Origin of the sequence: Jiangella asiatica, assembly GCF_004349065.1 — a bacterium.
Lineage (GTDB): Bacteria > Actinomycetota > Actinomycetes > Jiangellales > Jiangellaceae > Jiangella > Jiangella asiatica.
Genome location: NZ_SMKZ01000023.1, coordinates 37,800 through 57,603, shown reverse-complemented (window position 1 = coordinate 57,603; position 19,804 = coordinate 37,800). Strand labels below are relative to the sequence as shown.

Annotated in this window: 21 protein-coding genes; 14 read left to right on the top strand and 7 right to left on the bottom strand. The window is 70.6% G+C overall.

Annotation, left to right across the window (positions count from 1 at the left end; translation table 11 throughout):
* On the bottom strand, positions 1 to 438 hold the full coding sequence (locus tag E1269_RS16925; RefSeq protein WP_131896597.1) for a DUF6325 family protein: 438 nt from the start codon (positions 436 to 438) through the stop codon (positions 1 to 3).
* A gap of 194 nt (positions 439 to 632) precedes the next feature.
* Between E1269_RS16925 and E1269_RS16920 the strand changes: the two genes are divergently transcribed.
* On the top strand, positions 633 to 2,261 hold the full coding sequence (locus E1269_RS16920) for an alkaline phosphatase D family protein (RefSeq protein ID WP_203433767.1): 1,629 nt from the start codon (positions 633 to 635) through the stop codon (positions 2,259 to 2,261).
* A 12-nt stretch (positions 2,262 to 2,273) separates the two neighbouring features.
* On the opposite strand, the gene E1269_RS16915 is transcribed toward E1269_RS16920, so the two are convergent.
* Positions 2,274 to 3,185 carry a diacylglycerol/lipid kinase family protein gene (locus tag E1269_RS16915; RefSeq protein ID WP_131896595.1) on the bottom strand — a complete coding sequence of 304 codons (912 nt, stop codon included), beginning with the start codon at positions 3,183 to 3,185 and terminating at the stop codon, positions 2,274 to 2,276.
* A 305-nt stretch (positions 3,186 to 3,490) separates the two neighbouring features.
* Here E1269_RS16915 and E1269_RS16910 point away from each other — a divergent pair, with 305 nt between their 5' ends.
* Together E1269_RS16910 and E1269_RS16905 are read left to right on the top strand one after the other, a co-directional pair.
* On the top strand, positions 3,491 to 4,267 hold the full coding sequence (locus E1269_RS16910; RefSeq protein WP_131896593.1) for an Fpg/Nei family DNA glycosylase: 777 nt from the start codon (positions 3,491 to 3,493) through the stop codon (positions 4,265 to 4,267).
* Positions 4,268 to 4,318: 51 nt separating this feature from the next.
* Positions 4,319 to 5,395 carry a spore photoproduct lyase family protein gene (locus tag E1269_RS16905; RefSeq protein WP_131896591.1) on the top strand — a complete coding sequence of 359 codons (1,077 nt, stop codon included), beginning with the start codon at positions 4,319 to 4,321 and terminating at the stop codon, positions 5,393 to 5,395.
* 281 nt (positions 5,396 to 5,676) lie between these two features.
* Here the strand turns inward: E1269_RS16905 and E1269_RS16900 are convergent, their stop codons facing one another.
* Both E1269_RS16900 and E1269_RS16895 read right to left on the bottom strand, forming a co-directional pair.
* Positions 5,677 to 5,889 (bottom strand): hypervirulence associated TUDOR domain-containing protein, encoded by a 213-nt coding sequence (locus E1269_RS16900; RefSeq protein ID WP_131896590.1) that lies wholly within the window; start codon positions 5,887 to 5,889, stop codon positions 5,677 to 5,679.
* A 170-nt stretch (positions 5,890 to 6,059) separates the two neighbouring features.
* Positions 6,060 to 6,560, bottom strand: coding sequence for a hypothetical protein (locus tag E1269_RS16895; protein WP_131896588.1), 501 nt, complete (start codon positions 6,558 to 6,560; stop codon positions 6,060 to 6,062).
* Positions 6,561 to 6,646: 86 nt separating this feature from the next.
* On the opposite strand from E1269_RS16895, the gene E1269_RS16890 reads away from it, so the two are divergent.
* From E1269_RS16890 to E1269_RS16880, 3 genes are all read left to right on the top strand, one after another.
* Complete coding sequence (locus tag E1269_RS16890) at positions 6,647 to 7,513, top strand: ATP-grasp domain-containing protein (RefSeq protein ID WP_131896586.1); 867 nt, start codon at positions 6,647 to 6,649, stop codon at positions 7,511 to 7,513.
* A 56-nt stretch (positions 7,514 to 7,569) separates the two neighbouring features.
* Positions 7,570 to 9,543 carry a threonine--tRNA ligase gene (thrS, locus tag E1269_RS16885; protein ID WP_131896584.1) on the top strand — a complete coding sequence of 658 codons (1,974 nt, stop codon included), beginning with the start codon at positions 7,570 to 7,572 and terminating at the stop codon, positions 9,541 to 9,543.
* A gap of 326 nt (positions 9,544 to 9,869) precedes the next feature.
* Positions 9,870 to 10,340: an HIT family protein gene (locus tag E1269_RS16880; protein ID WP_131896677.1), complete on the top strand. Its 471-nt coding sequence runs from the start codon at positions 9,870 to 9,872 to the stop codon at positions 10,338 to 10,340.
* An 8-nt stretch (positions 10,341 to 10,348) separates the two neighbouring features.
* Here the strand turns inward: E1269_RS16880 and E1269_RS16875 are convergent, their stop codons facing one another.
* The 3 genes from E1269_RS16875 to E1269_RS16865 form a co-directional block, all read right to left on the bottom strand.
* Positions 10,349 to 10,738, bottom strand: coding sequence for a type II toxin-antitoxin system VapC family toxin (locus tag E1269_RS16875; protein ID WP_131896582.1), 390 nt, complete (start codon positions 10,736 to 10,738; stop codon positions 10,349 to 10,351).
* Positions 10,735 to 11,007, bottom strand: a complete 273-nt coding sequence (locus E1269_RS16870; RefSeq protein ID WP_131896580.1) for a type II toxin-antitoxin system VapB family antitoxin — start codon at positions 11,005 to 11,007, stop codon at positions 10,735 to 10,737. Before E1269_RS16870 ends, E1269_RS16875 begins: the two co-directional genes overlap by 4 nt.
* Before the next feature lie 114 nt (positions 11,008 to 11,121).
* On the bottom strand, positions 11,122 to 13,257 hold the full coding sequence (locus tag E1269_RS16865) for an elongation factor G-like protein EF-G2 (RefSeq protein ID WP_131896578.1): 2,136 nt from the start codon (positions 13,255 to 13,257) through the stop codon (positions 11,122 to 11,124).
* A gap of 206 nt (positions 13,258 to 13,463) precedes the next feature.
* Here E1269_RS16865 and pgsA point away from each other — a divergent pair, with 206 nt between their 5' ends.
* The 8 genes from pgsA (at position 13,464) to E1269_RS16825 (ending at position 19,771) form a co-directional block, all read left to right on the top strand.
* Entirely contained in the window at positions 13,464 to 14,075 is a 612-nt protein-coding gene (gene pgsA, locus E1269_RS16860; RefSeq protein WP_131896675.1) for a phosphatidylinositol phosphate synthase, read from the top strand.
* Positions 14,072 to 14,998, top strand: coding sequence for a phosphatidylinositol mannoside acyltransferase (locus E1269_RS16855; RefSeq protein ID WP_131896576.1), 927 nt, complete (start codon positions 14,072 to 14,074; stop codon positions 14,996 to 14,998). Before pgsA ends, E1269_RS16855 begins: the two co-directional genes overlap by 4 nt.
* The gene (locus E1269_RS16850) at positions 14,995 to 16,140 is read left to right on the top strand and encodes a glycosyltransferase family 4 protein (RefSeq protein WP_131896574.1); all 1,146 of its coding nucleotides are present in this window, start codon (positions 14,995 to 14,997) and stop codon (positions 16,138 to 16,140) included. Before E1269_RS16855 ends, E1269_RS16850 begins: the two co-directional genes overlap by 4 nt.
* Before the next feature lie 14 nt (positions 16,141 to 16,154).
* The gene (locus tag E1269_RS16845) at positions 16,155 to 16,691 is read left to right on the top strand and encodes a hypothetical protein (RefSeq protein ID WP_131896572.1); all 537 of its coding nucleotides are present in this window, start codon (positions 16,155 to 16,157) and stop codon (positions 16,689 to 16,691) included.
* A 203-nt stretch (positions 16,692 to 16,894) separates the two neighbouring features.
* Positions 16,895 to 17,794 (top strand): pyridoxal 5'-phosphate synthase lyase subunit PdxS, encoded by a 900-nt coding sequence (gene pdxS, locus E1269_RS16840; RefSeq protein ID WP_131896570.1) that lies wholly within the window; start codon positions 16,895 to 16,897, stop codon positions 17,792 to 17,794.
* A gap of 10 nt (positions 17,795 to 17,804) precedes the next feature.
* Positions 17,805 to 18,344 (top strand): NUDIX hydrolase, encoded by a 540-nt coding sequence (locus tag E1269_RS16835; protein WP_162606459.1) that lies wholly within the window; start codon positions 17,805 to 17,807, stop codon positions 18,342 to 18,344.
* A gap of 48 nt (positions 18,345 to 18,392) precedes the next feature.
* On the top strand, positions 18,393 to 19,004 hold the full coding sequence (gene pdxT, locus E1269_RS16830) for a pyridoxal 5'-phosphate synthase glutaminase subunit PdxT (RefSeq protein ID WP_131896566.1): 612 nt from the start codon (positions 18,393 to 18,395) through the stop codon (positions 19,002 to 19,004).
* A 5-nt stretch (positions 19,005 to 19,009) separates the two neighbouring features.
* A complete protein-coding gene (locus E1269_RS16825) occupies positions 19,010 to 19,771 on the top strand; it encodes a YebC/PmpR family DNA-binding transcriptional regulator (protein WP_131896564.1) in 762 nt (253 codons plus the stop codon).
* Positions 19,772 to 19,804 lie beyond the last annotated feature (33 nt).

The window sequence follows — 19,804 nt, the reverse complement described above, 5'->3', positions numbered from 1 at the left end:
TCAGCCGGACATGAGCCCGCCGAGTGCGCGGTTCGCGAACTCGGCCGGTATGCGCGCCTGGTCGGCGACCTCGCCGCCGGCGTCGCGCACGGCGTTGACGAATGGGATGGCCCAGGTGTTCTCCACCACCAGGACCGCGACGGAGTTGCCCGGCGGCAGCGCGGCCGCGGCCTCCTCGACGTCCTCGGCGTCCAGCAGCCCGCCGCCGAGCTGACCGTCCAGGTCGGCGAAGACCGGAGCCAGGTCCGGGCCGAGACCGGCCAGCTCGATCGAGCCGACGACTCCGTCGTCGTCCCGGTAGACGAACAGCAGATCGACGATGCGTACCAGGCCGTTCACCACGAGGTCCCGCATCGCGGGCAGGATCTCCCCCTTGAACTGGTTACCCGGGAACCGCACCATCAGCACGTCCACCGGACCGACGTCCGCTTTGTCCATGTCGCCACCTCGTTCCCAACGCAGCACGTCGCCGCTCCGCCCTCGGCCGCCCACTCACCCGGTCGTGATACCCCACCCTCGGTCGCGCCGGGACGGGACGCCTCACCCGTCCGGGGTGAGACGCGGCCGGCCGGTTTCGACCGGTTGCGGCTAGGGTGACGTCCGTCGTCGACCCCGCGCCCCGGGAGGTGCAGGTGCCCAGCTCGATCGTCCTCGGTCCGTTGCTGCGGCACGTCGACCGGAGGTCGGCGATGGTGTGGGTCGAGACGGCCCGCCCGGCGACGGTTCGCGTGCTCGGCGCCGAGGCCCGCACCTTCACCGTTCACGGCCACCACTACGCACTGGTCGAGGTGGGCGGCCTGGAGCCCGGGACGTCCACGCCCTACACCGTCGAGGTCGACGGCGAGCGGGCCTGGCCGGAGCCGGACACGCCGTTCCCGGGTCCAGTGATCCGCACCAGCGACGACGGCCAGGTGCGCCTGGTCTTCGGTTCGTGCCGGATGAGCGTCCCGCACGACGCCCACCACCAGCGCGTGTACGGCAGCGACGCGCTGCGGGTGCTGGCGCTGCGGCTGGCCCGCGCTGAGGAGTCCGAGTGGCCAGACGGGCTGGTCCTGCTGGGCGACCAGGTGTATGCGGACGAGACGTCACAGGCCATGCAGGAGTTCATCGCCGCCCGCCGTGACCCGCGCGAGCCGCCGGGCACGGAGGTGGCCGGTTTCGAGGAGTACGCGCACCTGTACCTGCTGGCCTGGAGCGACCCGGCCGTGCGCTGGCTGCTGTCCACCGTCCCGGCCGCGATGATCTTCGATGACCACGACGTCCGCGACGACTGGAACACCTCGGCCGCCTGGCGGGAGCGGATGGCCGGCGAGCCGTGGTGGCAGCGCCGCATCACCGGCGGCATCGCCGCCTACTGGCTCTACCAGCACGCCGGCAACCTGTCGCCGGACGAGCGGGCGATGGACCCGGTGCTCACCGCGCTGCGAGCCGCCGAGGGTGAGGCTGGAGAGGTGCTCGACGAGTTCGCCTGGCGGGCGGACCAGGAGCCGGCCTCCTACCGCTGGAGCTTCACCCGCGACATCGGCCCGGCGCGCCTGGTGATGATCGACTCCCGCTGCGGGCGGGTGCTCGACCCGGGCCGGCGGACCATCGTCGACGACGACGAATGGGACTGGATCGCCGCCCAGGTCCGCGACACCGAGCACGTCGAGCACCTGCTCATCGGCACGTCATTGCCCTACCTGCTGCCACGCGGCCTGCACGACCTCGAGGCCTGGAACGAAGCGACCGCCGACGGCGCATGGGGCCGCCGGTTCGCCCCGGCAGCGGAGAAGCTGCGCCAGGCGGTCGACCTGGAGCACTGGGCGGCGTTCGGCCGGTCGTTCCGCGCCATGGCCGAACTCGTCACCGAGGTGGCCACCGGGCCGGACGGCCGCCGGCCGCGCACCGTGAGCTTCCTCTCCGGCGACGTGCACTACTCCTACGCCGCCGACCTGCGGTACCCGGGCCGGACCGAGCGCACCAGTCGGGTGCACCAGCTGGTCTGCTCGCCCGTGCGTAACCCGCTCAAGAGCACGTTGCGCTACCTCAACGGGGCCGCGGCCTTCGCTGTCGCGCGGGTGGTGGGCTCGATCCTCATCAAGCTGGCCCGGGTACCGGCGTCGGGCATCAGCTGGTCGATCGAGGCCGGTCCGCGGTTCGACAACGCGCTGGCCGTCCTCGAGCTGACCGACGTCGCCGCCCACGTCAGCTGGCAGACCGGCGAGGTCGACGACGACGGCACCGCCACCCTGCGCGAGATCCTCGCCACGGACCTCTGAGTCTCCGCCCGTTCAGGCGGGAACGAACACTCGGGCGGCGTGGTGGAGCACCGTCCACCGCCGGGCGGTGTGCAGCGTCGACAGTTCGCCGTCGGCGTTCAGGGCGATGGGCTCGTCGGCCACGACGACCACCGCCCGGCCACGTGCCTGAACGACGTCGTGGCGCTCGGGATGCCGGCCGCGCACCAGGGCCGTCGCGAACCCGACCCGGGCACGCCAGCCCGTCGAGAAGGAGACGACGACGTCGACCTGGCCGTCGTCGGGGCGGGCGGACGGGGCCAGCGGCGCGCCGCCACCGACGGTGACGCCGTTGCCGAGCGCGGCCATGAGGACCCGCCGGCCGCCGCCGGCCAGGACCTCTCCGTCGACAGCGACCCGTAGCCGCCAGCCGCGTGCCGAGGCGCCGGCCATCGCGCTGCCGACAGGGTAGGCCAGCCGCCCCAGCCTGGGCTTGAGCGGCAGCGCAAGCCTGCCGGCCTCGGCACCGATGCCGAGGTGGACCGCGTTGACGACGACGCCACCGGTGTCGTCGACCAGGACGTCCAGCTCGCGCGGCCGGCCGTCGAGGACGACCCGCGCGGCGGCTGCAGGGTCGAAGGGCAGGCCGAGCGTGCGGGCGAGGTCGTTGCCGGTGCCCAGCGGCACGATGGCGAACTCGAACGCCGGGCTGTCGTCGTCGGCCAGCCCGCCCAGCCGGCCGAGCCGGGCGGCCGCCGCGACCAGCGCGTGCACCGACCCGTCGCCGCCGAGCACCACGGGCAGGCGGCCGCGGGCCCGGCGCAGGACGCCGGCGAGCTCGGCGGGCTCCCCGGGCTCGGAGACCTCCACCCGGGCGCCGGCGCGCAGCACCTCGAGTGCGACCCGGGTGGCCTCGCCGCGCGCGCCGCCGGCACGGCCGTTGGCGATGGCCAGCAGGTCCCTCACGAAAGCGTCCTTCACTCGGGTGGTGAACGACCATTCTGCCGGTGCGACACCGGACAGCCGTTCACAGTGGCGTGAGCGGTCGTAACGTCTGTCACATCCACCCAGCGCGGCGAGCTGTTCGTGCCGCCGCGGCGCGCTCGACAAGCTGAGCAATGGCCCGCGGGAAACGCCGGGTACGTGGCTTCAGGCACTCGTCCCATACAGATCGCGTGCGACCTCCTGGCTCACTGCTCGACCGCTCCTCCCGGCTCCTCGGCGGGCCGGGTGCCTGGCATACTCGTTGGGAGACTCGAGGACCGGATCCGATGCCTGAGGGCCACACCATCCACCGCTTGGCGCGCGACATGGGCGAGCTACAGGGCCGGACGCTGCGTGCATTCTCCCCCCAGAAGCGGTTTACCGACGGCGCGGCCGCGGTCGACGGCGAGGTGTTGAAAATGGCGGAAGCCTACGGCAAGCACCTGTTCCTGCACGTGGCCAACAACCGCTCCGTGCATGTGCACCTCGGCATGCGGGGCAAGTGGCTTCGCTCCACCGATCCGTCTGCGCCGCCGCTGCCTCAGGCGCGGCTCCGGCTGGCCAGCGAAGAGGTTGCGTGGGATCTCGTCGCGCCGTCGAAGTGCGAAATTCTCGAACCACCTGGTGTGGCAGCGCTGGTGTCACGGTTGGGCCCTGACCCACTCCGTTCCGACGCGGACCTTGCAGGCGTGCTCCAGGTCCTGGGCCGTGCGCGAGGGCCGATCGGCGCGGTCCTGCTCGATCAAGCCGTCGTCGCGGGTGTCGGCAACGTCTTCCGCAGCGAGGCGCTGCATGCCGTCGGCGTAGCGCCGACACGTGCGGCACGTTCGATGACCGAGTCCGAAGTGACTGAACTGTGGGCTGTGCTGCAACAGATGATGTCCCGGGCAGTGGAGGATGGTCGGATCATCACCGTCGATGGGCCGGACCGGTTGAGTCTGCCCGAGAGCGAGGCGCGCAAGGTCTACAAGCAGGAGCAATGCCGCGACTGCGGTGCCGCGATCGTCACGAGCGAGGTGGGCGGTCGAACGGCATACCAGTGCCCCGTCGAGCAGCCCTTCTGAAACGGCGCAGAGCCCACTAAGAGAAACAACTCCGACGCTCCCGGTGTTGTCATGGGTGTGACGACCGTTGGCGAGCGACTCCTGCACCTCACCACCATCTACCACGAACCGGACATCCACCAGTACCCGCGAGCTACGCAGATCCTCGACCGCTTCCCTGATGCCGAGCGCATCGAGGTGCCGTCACACCAGAACATCCCCGGTCTCTACGGCAACGAGGGCAACGTCCGGGACTGGGTCCGCAACAAGCGCAACGTCCTTGTGCTCGGCGTGAAGAAGAGCCTGACGGCGAGGCCCAACAGCCGGTCCAGTGACTTCATCGCCCCATCGACCTCCAATGGGTGCGCGATGGCGTGCTCCTACTGCTACGTGCCACGAAGGAAGGGATTCGCCAACCCGATTACGGCATTCGTCAACATCGAGCAGATCCTCGGTTACCTCGAACGCCATGCCGGCCGACAAGGAGCCAAGCCGGAGCCCAATCAGTGCGATCCGTTCGACTGGGTGTACGACATCGGCGAGAACGGAGACTGCTCGGTCGATGCGATGGTGTCGGACAACGTTCGTGACCTGGTGGAGTTGTTCGGCAGGTTGCCGAACGCCAAGGCTTCTTTCGCCACCAAGCTGGTGAACCACGACTTGCTCGACTACGACCCGCGCGGTCGGACCCGCGTCCGGTTCTCACTCATGCCGCAAGCCGCGAGCAAGCTGGTCGACCTTCGCACCACGCCGATCTCCGACCGCATCGCCGCCGTCAACGACTTCGTCGAGGCCGGATACGAGGTGCATCTGAACTTCAGCCCGGTGATTGTCCACGAGAACTGGCTCGACGACTGGGCGACACTTCTAGACCAGATCGACGCCGCGCTCACCCCCGCCGCCAAGCGTCAGCTGGCCTGCGAGGTCATCTTCCTCACCCACAACGCCGGGCTCCACGAGGTGAACCTCGGGTGGCATCCTCGTGCCGAGGAGCTGCTGTGGCGCCCGGAGCTACAGGAACGCAAGCGAAGCCAGAGCGGCCAGTGGAACGTGCGGTACCGATCCAGTGCCAAGCGCACATACATTGGCCAGCTCACCCAGCTGCTTGCCGCCAAGCTGCCCTACTGCCGCGTTCGCTACGCGTTCTGAAGGTCATGCCCGCCCAGCCACGTCTGGGCAGGCGGGAACACCGCGGTATCGAAGCAGGTGGCGAGCCGGCGCACAGTGGCCTGGTCGTATGGTCAGCACGAGGACCGGTGGTAGTCGATGAACCGGCCGGCATCCAGCTGTGCTCGAGTGGGTCGGGCACTGCAAGGTCACCGCCTGGATGGACGTGAACTCCCTCGCCGGGTCGGTTCGACCCGGCGACCGCTTTCGGGGTCTGGAGCCAGTCGTCCCAGACCTAATCGATCTCGTCGGTGGCCACGACGTCACTCCTTTTTCTTCTTCAGCGCCGACGGCTTGTGGACGGCCGTGCCACCGCTCTTCTCACTCCGGACCAGGTACTGGGGATCGTTCTTGCTTGCTCGGACTGTCCGGCCGCCGGCCTCGGTGTCTTCGGTGATCTTGCGCTCCACCGTGCCCTCGGCCGTGGCACCGTGGCTGCTCCACGTGACCTTGTCACCCTTCTCGAGCTCCGCCATCTCCATCACTCCTTCTTCGACGACGTAGGGGTACCCGGGTCGTCGATCTCCATCCCAGGTTGGAGCCACACGGTCGGCCAGTGTCGAGCGCTGCCACGCGTTCGTCTGGACCAGGACCGCCGAGTAGATGCTCACCGAGGCCAACGGTCGGACCACATCGAACGCGGGCACTATGAGGGCCCGGGTGATCCCTTCGAACGGGACCGTGCGTCGCGGCGGCGGATGTTGTGGATGGCGCGCGGCACCGGGCGGCCGCCGGGCAGGTCACGGGCCCTCCGGCCACCCAGCAGGTAGTAGGTGAGCGGCCCGACCACCGGCAGGCCGACGATCGAGAGGACCACCGCCAGCAACATCGTGAGCCCGTTCGGCAGCGTCAGGCCGAGCAGCCGGATCAGCCCGCCGACCACCAGCACGTACAGCACCGCGCCGAGCGCCGTCGCGCCGATGGCGGTGAGGATGACCTTCCGCACCGACCGGGCCGACCGGTTGTTCGCCGCGATGAGGGTGAGGCCGGGGACCATCCCGACGGCCAGCCCGCCGATGAAGACCGGCGGCGCCCAGGCCGGCTCGATGTCCAGCAGCCCGGAGCTGTCGGCGTAGGACCCGGCGACGATGCCGACGGCGATGGAACCGCCCAGGAACAGCACGAAGCCGACCACCGTCAGGATCACGCCGGGAGTCTACGAACCGCGGGCGTGTCAGCAACGACCGGTATCGTCGGGGCTGTCTTTCACCGCCCTCCGGGAGGAACACCGCGATGCCGCGAGTCGCGCTGGTCACCTGTACCGAACTGCCTGACCTCGACCCCGACGACCAGCTGGTGCTGCCGCCGCTGGCCGCCCGAGGCGTCGAGGCCGTCCCCGTGGTGTGGGACGACCCCGCCATCGACTGGGCCGGCTTCGACCTGGTGGTGCTGCGCAACCCGTGGGACTACGCGCGGCGGCGCGAGGAGTTCCTGGCGTGGGCGCGGGCGGTGCCGCGGCTGGCGAACCCGGCCGAGCTGGTCGAGTGGAACACCGACAAGCGCTACCTGCGCGACCTCGCCGCCGCGGGGCTGCCGGTCGTGCCCACCGACTGGCTGGAGCCGGGCGACGCCGTCACCTTGCCGGCGACGGGGGAGTACGTGCTCAAGCCGGCGGTCAGCGCGGGGTCGCTCGACACCGGGCGCTACCGGCTCGCCGACGCCTCCGAGCGCGAGCTGGCCGAGGCGTTGGCCACGCGGCTGCTGGCCCGCGGGGCCACCGTCATGGTGCAGCCGTACCTCAGCGCCGTCGACACCGCCGGCGAGACCGCGCTGCTGCACCTGGGCGGCGCATACAGCCACGCCATCCGCAAGGGCCCCATGCTCGAGGGCCCGCACGAGGGCGAGGACGGCGAGCTGTTCCGCGCCGAGCAGATCGACCCGCGGCAGCCGTCGCAGGCCGAGCGCGAGCTGGCGCGGGCGGCCCTCGACGTCATCCCCGGCGACCACCACGAGCTCCTGTACTCCCGAGTCGACGTCATACCTGGCCCCACGGGAATGCCGGTGGTCCTCGAAGTGGAGCTGACCGAGCCGAGCCTCTTCCTGGCGCACGGCGACGGCGCCGCCGAACGGCTGGCTGGCGCGATCGTGGCCCGGCTGTAGCGGGTACCATCGGGCGCGTTCACCACCAACACCGAAGACATCATCGAGGAGTAGTCGTGTCCGAACAGATCCGCATCGTCGTCGCAGGCAGCGAGCGACAGGTCGATGCGGGCACGACGGCGGCCGATCTGTTCGCCAACCATTCCACGGTCATCGCCGCCCGGATCGGCGACACCCTGGTCGACCTCGAGCGCGTCCTGGCCGACGGCGACGAGGTCGAGCCGGTCGAGATCTCCTCGCCCGACGGCCACGACATCCTGCGCCACTCCACCGCGCACGTCATGGCACAGGCCGTGCAGGAGCTGTACCCGCAGGCCAAGCTCGGCATCGGCCCGCCGGTCGAGAACGGCTTCTACTACGACTTCGACGTCCCGGAGCCGTTCACGCCCGATGACCTCAAGAGCATCGAGAAACGGATGCAGCAGATCGTCAAGGAGCGGCAGTCGTTCGTCCGTCGCCCGGTCAGCGACGACGACGCTCGCGCCGAGCTCGCCGCCGAGCCGTACAAGCTGGAGCTCATCGGCCTGAAGGGCGGCGGCGCGGAAGCGGCCGCGGAGGGCGCGTCCGCCGAGGTGGGCGCCGGCGAGCTGACCATCTACGACAACGTCCGCCCCGGCGGCGAGCTGGCGTGGAAGGACCTGTGCCGCGGCCCGCACCTGCCCACCACCCGCGCCATCCCCGCGTTCAAGCTGATGCGGGTCGCCGCGGCGTACTGGCGCGGCAGCGAGAAGAACCCGCAGCTGCAGCGCATCTACGGCACCGCGTGGGAGACCCGCGAGGCGCTCAAGGACTACCTGGACCGGCTGGCCGAGGCCGAGCGGCGCGACCACCGCAAGCTGGGCCGCGAGCTCGACCTGTACAGCTTCCCCGACGAGCTCGGCTCCGGTCTGCCGGTGTTCCACCCCAAGGGCGGCGTCATCAAGCGCGAGATGGAGGACTACGTCCGCCGCCGGCACCTGGAGGAGGGCTTCGAGTACGTCGGCACCCCACACATCTCCAAGCAGGGCCTGTTCGAGACCTCCGGGCACCTGCCCTACTATGCCGACGGCATGTTCCCGCCGATGGAGCTGGAAGGCAGCTCGTACTACATCAAGTCGATGAACTGCCCGATGCACAACCTGATCTACCGCTCCCGCGGGCGTTCGTACCGTGAGCTGCCGCTGCGGCTGTTCGAGTTCGGCTCGGTGTACCGGTTCGAGAAGTCCGGCGTGGTGCACGGGCTGACCCGGGTACGTGGCATGACGCAGGACGACTCGCACTCCTATGTCACTCCGGAGCAGGCCGGCGACGAGATCAAGCACCTGCTCGACTTCGTGCTGGGCCTGCTCGAGGACTTCGGGCTGGACGACTACTACCTGGAGCTGTCCACCCGCGACCCCGAGTCGGACAAGTTCATCGGCACCGACGAGCAATGGGACGTCGCCACGCGCATCCTGGAGGAGGTCGGCAAGGCCTCCGGCCTCGAGTTGGTCCCGGATCCGGGCGGTGCGGCCTACTACGGCCCCAAGATCTCGGTGCAGACCCGCGACGCCATCGGCCGAACCTGGCAGATGTCGACTATCCAGCTCGACTTCAACCAGCCGGCCCGGTTCGGGCTGGAGTACCAGGCCGCCGACGGATCCCGCCAGCAGCCGGTCATGATCCACTCGGCGAAGTTCGGCTCCATCGAGCGTTTCATCGGCGTGCTCGTCGAGCACTACGCCGGCGCGTTCCCGCCCTGGCTGGCCCCGGTCCAGGCCGTCGGGATCCCGATCGCCGACGAGCACGTGCCGCACCTGGAGAAGGTGGCGGCCCTGCTGGCCGAACAGGACATCCGGGTCGAGGTCGACCGCTCCGACGACCGCATGCAGAAGAAGATCCGCACCGCGCAGAAGCAGAAGATCCCGTTCATGCTGATCGCCGGCGACGACGACGTCGCCAAGGACGCGGTCTCCTTCCGCTACCGCGACGGCAGCCAGAAGAACGGCGTTCCGGTCGACGCGGCCGTCGCCGAGATCGTCGACGCCGTCCAACGCCGCGTCCAGGTCTGAGTGCTGAACATGCAGGTCAGAGGATGCACACGCTAATGTATGTGTATGTCCATGACCCATCGCCTGCGGATCCTCCTCGACGTGGACGGGTTGCTGGACGAGCTGCGCGGCCGACGCGGGTGATCGTCGGCGACACGACGGTGCTCGTCTACGCGGTGGGCGCGGAGCATCCGCACAGGAAACCCACGTCAGCGGATAGGGCGTTCGGAGACGTCGCCGGTCTCCGACACGTGGTTCCAGGCAACGAAGCCGTCAAGGCCCTGATTGGGGGATGAGGAGCGGTGCCCGAGGCCGACCGCCTGGAGCGGCTGTGGACGCCGTACCGGATGGCGTACATCACCGGCGAGCCGAGCGCCCGGGGGAATGGTCGCGACGACGCATGTCCCTTGTGCGAGATCCCGGCGAAGTCGGACGAGGACGGGCTGATCCTGGCCCGTGGCAGCACGGCGTACGCGGTGCTCAACCTGCACCCCTACAACCCCGGGCACCTCATGGTGGTGCCGTACCGCCACGTCGCCGACCTGGAGGCGCTCACCGACGAGGAGTCGCACGAGCTGACGACGATGACGCAGGACGCGGTCCGGGCGGTGAAGGCGACCTCCGCTCCGCACGGCTTCAACGTCGGCCTCAACCTCGGTGGCGTGGCCGGCGGGTCGCTCGCCGCCCACCTGCACCAGCACGTCGTGCCGCGCTGGAGCGGTGACGCGAACTTCATGACGGTGCTCGACAACACCAAGATCATGCCGCAGCTGCTGGCCGACACCCGCGCACTGATCGCCGCCGCCTGGCCCCACTGAGCGAAGGTTCAGGTCACCAGCGCCAGGTCGGTCCGTGGGAAGTCGTCGCCCACGCAGAGCAACGGCCGACCGCTCACTGCGGCCACCGCGTATGTGAGACAGTCCCCGAAGTTCAGTGCCGCCGGATGCCGGCCCTTGCCGTACCTGAGGTACGCGCCGACGGCCACCGGCCAGTGTGCGTCGGTGACGGCGATGGGCCGCAGCCCGGCTTCGGTGACGAATCGCCCGAGAAGACTCGCCCCGGCCGGTCCCAGTCGCGCCGAGAGGACGATGCCGGTCTCGACGAGCGTCGGGACGCCGATACCTACCTCCGCCGCGTCAGCGAGGTGCCCCAGCAGCACCTCACGATCGGGCTCGTCGAACAGGATCGACACGACGGCCGAGCTGTCGACGATCACGCGCCCTCCGCCCCGATGCCGAGGATCTCCTCACGCTCGTCCTTGGAGGGGGCATGGCCACGGAACTCGACTGGGACCTGCGGCCACACCTCATCGACCAGGAACCGCTCCAGGCGCTGCCGACGGCCGGCGGCCGCCTGTGCCGCGACCACCCGCTCGAGCCGCTCTTCCAGTGCACTTCGGATGGCGCCGGTCTTGGTGTCCTGCGTCAGCTCGGCCAACTCCGCGGCGAGCCGTTCCGTCATGGGATCCTTGATGTTCAACGCCATGGTGTAAGGGTACCGCTCATGGTGTAGAGGTATCAACGGCCCGTGCCGGGTGCCGATCAGCACGGATGACCGATCGCCTTCGCCCCGAACGTGCCGATCGGCACACGTGACGGCCTAGCCGGAGCCCGCGGTGATCTTCGCGGCGACGTTCTGCGGCATCGGCTCGTACCGGGCGTAGCTGCGGGTGAACGTGCCGGTGCCGTGGCTCATGGCACGCAGGTCGATGGCGTACCGGACGATCTCGGTCTGGGGCACCTCGGCGCGCACCACCGTCCGGCCGGACCCGACCGCCTCGGTTCCGAGCACGCGGCCGCGGCGGCCGGCGAGGTCGCCCATGACCGTGCCGACGTAGTCGTCGGGGACCATGACCGAGATTTCGTCGACCGGCTCCAGCAGGTTGACGCCGGCCGCGGCGGCGGCCTCCTTCAGCGCCAGGCCGCCGGCGGTCTGGAAGGCCATGTCGGAGGAGTCGACGCTGTGCGCCTTGCCGTCGTACAGCGTGACCTTGATGTCGACCATGGGGTAGGCCGCGGCGGTGGTCCCGCGCTCCATCTGGGCCCGAACGCCCTTCTCGACGGAGGGGATGAACTGCCGCGGCACCGCGCCGCCGACCACCTTGTCGACGAACTCGAAGCCCATGCCCTCGGGCAGCGGTTCGACCTCGATCTCGCAGACGGCGTACTGGCCGTGCCCGCCGGTCTGCTTGACGTGGCGGCCCCGGGCGCTGGACCTGCCGGCGAGCGTCTCGCGTAGCGGTACCCGCAGGCCGACCTGGTCGACGTGGACGCCGTACCGCGAGGACAGCCGGTCCAGCAGCAGGTCGGCGTGGGCCTCACCCATGGTCCACAGCACCAGCTGGTGGGTCTCGGGGTTGTTCTCCACCCGCAGCGTCGGATCCTCGGCCACGAGCCGGGCCAGGCCCTGCGCAAGCTTGTCGTCGTCGGCCTTGGCCCGCGCCACGATGGCCACCGGCAGCAAGGGCTCCGGCATGGACCACGGCCGCATCAGCAGGGGGTCGTCCCTGTCCGACAGCGTGTCGCCGGTCTCGGCCCGGGACAGTTTGGCGACGGCGACCAGGTCGCCCGCGTGCGCCTCGGCCACCGGCCGCAGGGTCTTGCCGAGCGGGCAGGAGAGCGCACCGACGCGCTCGTCCTCGTCGTGCTCCTCGTGCCCGCGGTCGGCGAGGAAGTGGCCGGAGACATGTACCGTCGCGTCCGGGCGCAGGGTGCCGGAGAAGACCCGCACCAGGCTGACCCGGCCGACGTAGGGGTCCGAGGTCGTCTTGACCACCTCGGCCAGCAACGGCCCGCCGGGATCCGCGGGCAGGACGCGCCGGCTGTCTCCGTCCAGGGTCGTCACCTCGGGCATCGGGTGCTCGGCGGGGGAGGGGAAGGCGCCGGCCATGACCTCCAGCAGCTCTTGCATGCCGACACCGGTGGCCGAGCAGACCGGGATGACGGGGTGGAAGGAGCCGCGCGCGACCGCCCGCTCGAGGTCGTCGACGAGCACCTTCATCTCGATGTCCTCGCCGGCCAGGTAGCGGTCCATGAGCGTCTCGTCCTCGGACTCCTCGATGATCCCTTCGATCAGCTCGCCGCGGGCGGTGTCGAGGCTGGCGGCTTCGTCCTCGGACGGGTCGCGTTCGGACCTGGTGCCGCCGGCGTACTCGAACACCCGGCCGCTGAGCATGCCGATCAGCCCGTCGGCGCCGGTCGGGAGGTAGAGCGGCAGTACATTGTCGCCGAACCCGTCGCGGCAGGCCGCGAGCGTGCCGGCGTAGTCCGAGCGCGGGTGGTCGAGCTTGGTGAGCACGACGGCGCGCGGCATGCCGACGGCCTCGCACTCGGCCCACAGCATGCGGGTGGTGCCGTCGATCGGCTCGGCGGTCGAGACGACGAACAGCGCGCAGTCCGCGGCGCGCAGCCCGGCCCGCAGGTCGCCGACGAAGTCCGCGTAGCCGGGCGTGTCCAGCAGGTTGATCTTGACCTGCTGGTGCATCAGCGGTGCGAGCGCCAGCGCCACCGAGCGCTGCTGGCGGATCTCGGCGTCGTCGTGGTCGCACACCGTGCTGCCGTCCTCGACGCGTCCGGCCCGGTGGATCGTCCCGGACGCGACGAGAAGGGCCTCGACGAGTGTGGTCTTGCCCGCGCCGGTGTGGCCGACAAGGACGACATTGCGGACGTCGACCCCGTCGGCCGGGGGTGCGCCGCCGGTCTCGGTGACATCTCCTGTCTGGTGTCGTGTTGCCATGCGCCAGCCTCCTGCCTCAGCAGGCGACGCCGGCGGTTCCAGCGCCTCGTCGCGCCGCCGCGTTGGGTGATGTGGTGATGGCCACTTTGGTGCGCGAAGCGTGGATGCGCAAGGCCCTTGGCAACAACATCAGTAGCATGGCGGCGCCGGGTGCTGCTTGTTTCAGCCAGCCGGTCGTGGACACTTCGGAGTCGAACGGACGGGCGATGCTCGACAAGTACACGCGGGTCTACTCGACCCGCATCCTCACGCCGGCCGCGCGCGGCCTCCTGCGACTGGGCCTGGGACCCGACGCGGTGACGGTGATCGGCACGCTCGGCGTGGTCACCGGCGCCGTCGCGTTCTACCCGCGCGGGGAGTTCCTGTGGGGGACGCTGTTCATCACCGCCTTCGTCTTCTTCGACAACATCGACGGCATCATGGCCAGGCTGTCCGGCCGCAAGAGCGGCTGGGGCGCGTTCCTGGACTCGACCCTCGACCGCTTCGGCGACGCCGCCATCTTCGGCGGCCTGGCCATGTGGTTCGCCGGTCGCGGCGACAACCTGAGGATGACGGCGCTGCTGATCACCTGCCTGACCCTGGGCGCCGTCGTGTCCTACGCCAAGGCACGTGCGGAGAGTCTCGGCTACCAGGCGGGAGGCGGCATCGCCGAGCGCGCCGACCGGCTCGTCGCCATCCTCGTCATCACCGGGCTCGTCGGTCTGTTCGACCTGCCGATCGCCGTGCTGGAGGTCCTACTCTGGCTGTTGGCGGCAGCGAGCGCGTGGACCGTGTGGCACCGCGTTCGCGAGGTCAGGCGGCAGGCGGCACGGGAGTGAGCACGTTCAGTGAACAGCGGCAGCTGTGGCTGTACAGCTCCGGCTGGACGGCAGTGCAGAACATGCCCGAAAGGACGGCGTACCGGACGTTCAAAGCCATCGCCGACCTGTCCTGGCGCCGCCGCAGCCCGTCGGTACAGCGGCTGGAGCTGAATCTCGCGCGGGTGGGCAAGTTCGACCCCGACGAGCTGCGCGAGCTCACCCGGCTCGGCGCGCGCTCGTACATGCGGTACTGGTGCGACGCGTTCCGGATGTCGGAGTGGAGCCACGAGCGCATCATCCAGCGCGTCCGCACCGTCAACGAGGACCGCTTCCGGGCCGCACTGGACGCCGGACGGGGCGTCGTCGTCGCGCTGCCGCACATGGGCAACTGGGACTGGGCCGGCGCCTGGGCCTGCCTGACCGGTGCGCCGCTGGCGACGGTCGCCGAGCGGCTGCGCCCGGAGAAGCTCTACGAGCGCTTCGTCACCTACCGCGAGGCCCTCGGTATGACCGTCCATCCGCTCGGCGGCGACGCCGTCATGGGCGAGCTCGCCGACCACCTGCGCCGCGGCGGCCTGGTGTGCCTGCCGGCCGAGCGCGACCTGTCCCGGCGCGGCATCCCGGTCACGCTGTTCGGCGAGCCCACCCGGATGCCCGCCGGCAGCGCCATGCTCGCGATGCGCACCGGCGCCGCCCTGATCCCCGCGACGCTCGCCTACGAGGGCCGCGAGCCCAACCATGGCCTGGTCGTCACGTTCCACGAGCAGATCGGGGTGCCGGAGGAGCGCGGCGACCGGCTGGCCACCATGACCCAGCGCATCGCCGACGCCTTCGAGTCCGGCATCGCCCGCAACCCCGAGGACTGGCACATGACCCAGCGCATGTTCCTCGCCGACCTCGACGCCAACGACCCCCGGCGCGCCCAGCCGGTGATGCCATGAACGTCGGCATCGCCTGCCCGTACTCCTGGGACGTCCCGGGCGGCGTTCAGGTGCACATCCGCGACTTCACCGAGGAGCTGACCCGGCGCGGCCACACCGTCTCGGTGCTGGCACCCGGCGACGACGATGACGACCTCCCGCCGTACGTCGTCACCGTCGGCCGGCCGGTCTCCATCCCGTACAACGGCTCCGTCGCCAGGGTGGCGTTCGGCCCGCGGATCGCCGCGCGGGTCCGGCGCTGGCTGCTCGACGGCGAGTTCGACGTCGTCCACGTGCACGAGCCGGCCTCGCTGAGCCTCGGCCTGATCACTACGTGGTGGGCGGAGGTGCCCGTCGTCGCGACCTCGCATTCGGCGATGCGCCGGTCGCGGGCCATGAGCGCGGCACAGGGCATCCTGAAGTCGGCCTTCGAGAAGTTCACCGCGCACATCGCGGTGTCCGAAGAGGCTCGGCGCACCGTCGTGCAGCACCTCGGCGGCGACGCCGTGCTCATCCCGAACGGCCTGTACGTCGACCGGTTCGCGGTACCGCGCCGGCAGGAGTGGTTCTCCCCGGACGGCACGCTGTCCTTCCTCGGCCGGCTCGACGAGCCGCGCAAGGGCCTGCAGGTGCTGCTCGCTGCCTGGCCGGCCGTCCACGACGCGTTCCCGAAGGCGCGCCTGCTGGTCGCCGGGCGCGGCGAGATCGACGAGATCCGCCGCGGTATCGACCCCCGGCACCGCGACGCGGTCCAGTTCCTCGGCGGCGTCAGCGACGAGGACAAGGCCGCGATGCTGGCCAGCAGCGACATCTACGTCGCACCGCACATCGGCGGCGAGTCCTTCGGCATCGTCCTGGCCGAGGCGATGGCAGCCGGCGCGCCGGTGCTGGCCAGCGAGCTCGAGGCGTTCCGGACGGTGCTCGACGGCGGACGGCTGGGCTCCCTCGTGCCGGTGGGCGACGCCGACGCACTCGCGGCCGAGGCGATCGCACTGCTCGGCGACCCCGGCCGGCGGCAGCTCTACCGTGAGGCAGCCACCACCGGTGTGCGCCGCTACGACTGGTCCCGCGTGACCGACGAGATCCTGGCCGTCTACGAGATGGCCATCGCCGTGGGCGCCGGCGGCGCCGGCCGGCACACGTTCCGGCTACCTCGGCTGTAAGGGGACCTGACCTCGTGGAATGGGTGTTCATCACCATCGCTGTGCTGGCCGCGCTCGGCGTCTACCTGTCCTGGACCGCCGGCCGGCTCGACCGCCGGCACGCCCGCCTCGACGCCTCCCGGGCCGTGCTCGACGCGGAGTTCCTGCGCCGCTCCGGTTCGGTGCTCGACCTGGCGACCGCCGGCCTGCTCGACCCGGCGACCTCCGTCGTGCTGGCCGACGCGGCCTCGCGGGCGCGCACCGCTGACGACTCGGACCGGTACCAGGCCGAGAGCGACCTGACGGCGGTGCTCGTCGCCGCCCTGGACGACCCGGACGACCTCGCGCCGCTGCGCGAGGACCCCGGCGCCGCGGCCGCCCTCGACGAGCTGGCGATGTCCTGCCGCCGGGCCGCGCACGCCCGGCGCTTCCACAACGAGCTGGTGCGCGGCGCCACCCGGCTGCGGCGCAAGGCACTGGTGCGCTGGCTGCGACTGGCCGGCTACGCGCCGATGCCCGAGACCGTCGAGCTCGACGACCGCGTCCCGCACGGTCTGGAGACCGCCAGCTGAGTGGCGCTCGCCGGTGGGGGATCACCAGGTGTTCTCGTGCTTCACCAGGCTTACAAGCATGGTGAAGCACACACAATCCTCGTGATGTCGCCCCGGTGCATAGAGGTGCTCATTGCAAGCCGGAAACGCGTTCGGGGGTGTCACTGGTGAGGACGTACCATGGACGTGACCATCACCCCGTCGAGTCGCGAGGTCCAGCAGCAGTGTCCGAAGAGACGCAGTCCACCGTCGGTACCGCCCGGGTCAAGCGTGGCATGGCCGAGATGCTCAAGGGTGGCGTGATCATGGACGTGGTCACGCCCGAGCAGGCTCGCATCGCCGAGGACGCCGGCGCTGTCGCCGTCATGGCGCTCGAGCGTGTGCCGGCCGACATCCGCGCCCAGGGCGGCGTGGCCCGTATGAGCGACCCCGACCTGATCGACGGCATCATCGACGCGGTGTCCATCCCGGTCATGGCCAAGGCGCGCATCGGGCACTTCGTCGAGGCGCAGGTGCTGCAGAGCCTGGGTGTGGACTACATCGACGAGTCCGAGGTGCTGACCCCGGCCGACTACGAGCACCACATCGACAAGTGGCAGTTCACGGTGCCGTTCGTGTGCGGCGCCACCAACCTGGGCGAGGCGCTGCGCCGCATCGCCGAGGGTGCCGCCATGATCCGCTCCAAGGGTGAGGCCGGCACCGGCGACGTCTCGAACGCCACCACCCACATGCGTCAGCTGCGCGACCAGATCACCCGCCTGGCCTCGCTGCCCGAGGACGAGCTGTACGTCGCGGCCAAGGAGCTGCAGGCACCGTACGAGCTGGTCCGCGAGGTCGCCCAGGCCGGCAAGCTCCCGGTGGTGCTGTTCACCGCCGGCGGCATCGCCACCCCGGCCGACGCGGCCATGATGATGCAGCTGGGCGCCGAGGGCGTCTTCGTCGGCTCCGGCATCTTCAAGTCCGGCGATCCGGCGCGGCGGGCGGAGGCCATCGTCAAGGCGACCACCTTCTACAACGACCCGGACACGCTGGCCAAGGTGTCCCGCGGCCTCGGCGAGGCCATGGTCGGCATCAACGTCGCCGATGTCCCGGAGCCGCACCGGCTGGCTGAGCGGGGCTGGTGACCGCCGGGCGGTGACACGGCCGACGGAGGACGCCTCCGACCTGGGGGAGTGGCGCGACGACGACGGCGTCTGGTTCCGCCGGGCGGCCAGGGTCATCGCCGTCGACGCCGCGGGGCGCGTGCTGATGATGCGCGGCGTCGATCCCGCCGAGCCGGACCACGTCTGGTGGATCACGCCCGGCGGCGGGCTGGAGCCGGACGAGGACGAGCGGGCCGGCGCGGTGCGTGAGCTGTTCGAGGAGAGCGGCGTCCGGCTCGCCCCGTCGGACCTGGCCGGTCCGGTCGCCGTCCGCAGCGCCACGTTCAGCTTCATGGGCCGCCCGTACCGCCAGGACGAGGTGCTCTTCTTCGCCCGGGTGCCGGGGGAGGCGGAGTCGCTGGTCACCACCGGCTGGACCCCCGTCGAGCAGGCGTCGGTCACCGAGCTGCGCTGGTGCACCGCCGACGAGCTGGCCGCGGTCGGGGAGCCGGTCTACCCGCCCGCTCTGCCGGAGATCGTCCGCGGCCTGCTGGCCGCCGGATGGGACGGCGTCGCCCATGCCGTCGATTGACATCACGGACGGTAAAATCGAAGGTCGGCAGTCCCGAACGAAAGGCGCATCGTGCCCCAGCCCACCGTGGGGGTCCTCGCACTGCAGGGCGACGTCCGCGAGCACCAGCGGGTGTTGACCGGCCTCGGCGCCGCCACCCTCGCCGTCCGCACGCCGGGCGAGCTGGACCGCGTCGACGCCCTGATCATCCCCGGCGGCGAGTCCACCACCATGTGGCGGCTGGCCCGCACGTTCGGCCTGCTCGAGCCGCTGCGCCAGCGGGTGGCGTCGGGTATGCCCGCCTACGGGTCGTGCGCCGGCATGATCATGCTCGCCGACCGCATCGAGGGCGGCGTCACCGGGCAGGAGACCATCGGCGGCATGGACGTCACCGTGCGGCGCAACGCCTTCGGCCGCCAGGTCGACTCCTTCGAGGCCGATCTGGACTTCCCGGCTCTCGGTGCGACGGTGCCACCGCTTCGGGCGGTGTTCATCCGGGCACCGTGGGTGGAGAAGGTCGGCGACGGCGTCGACGTGCTGGCGCGGGTGGCGACGGGCGCGAGCGCGGGTAGGATCGTCGCGGTCCGTCAGGGGCCGCTGCTGGCCACGTCGTTCCACCCGGAGCTGACGGGCGACGCGCGCGTGCACGCGCTCTTCCTCGACATCGTGAAGGAGGCTTGAGGGCCATGTCCGGCCACTCCAAGTGGGCGACCACGAAACACAAGAAGGCTCTGGTCGACGCCAAGCGGGGCAAGCTCTTCGCGAAGCTCATCAAGAACGTCGAGGTCGCCGCGCGTGTCGGTGGCGGCGACCCGGGTGGCAACCCGACGCTGTTCGACGCCATCCAGAAGGCCAAGAAGGCGTCGGTGCCCAACGACAACATCGACCGCGCGGTCAAGCGCGGCTCCGGTGCCGAGGCCGGCGGCGCGGAGTACCAGACCATCATGTACGAGGGCTACGGCCCGGGCGGCGTCGCCGTGCTCATCGAGTGCCTCACCGACAACCGTAACCGGGCGGCGTCGGAGGTCCGGGTCGCCATGACCCGCAACGGCGGCTCCATGGCCGACCCCGGCTCGGTGTCGTACATGTTCGACCGCAAGGGTGTCGTCGTCGTGCCGCGCAACCAGGACGGGCGCACCGTCACCGAGGACGACCTGCTCGAGGTCGTGCTCGACGCCGGCGCGGAGGAGGTCGAAGACCTCGGCGAGGCCTTCGAGATCCGCAGCGAGGCCGCCGACCTGGTCACCGTCCGCACGGCGATCCAGCAGGCCGGCATCGACTACGACTCCGCGGACTCCTCGTTCGTGCCGTCGGTCAACGTGCCGCTGGACGAGGACGGCGCCCGGAAGATCTTCCGGCTCATCGACGCCCTCGAGGACAGCGACGACGTGCAGAATGTGTGGGCCAATTTCGACGTCTCCGACGACGTCATGGAGGCCGTCGGCTGAGCGGCGGCCGGAGGTACGGCGAGCCCTGGCGAG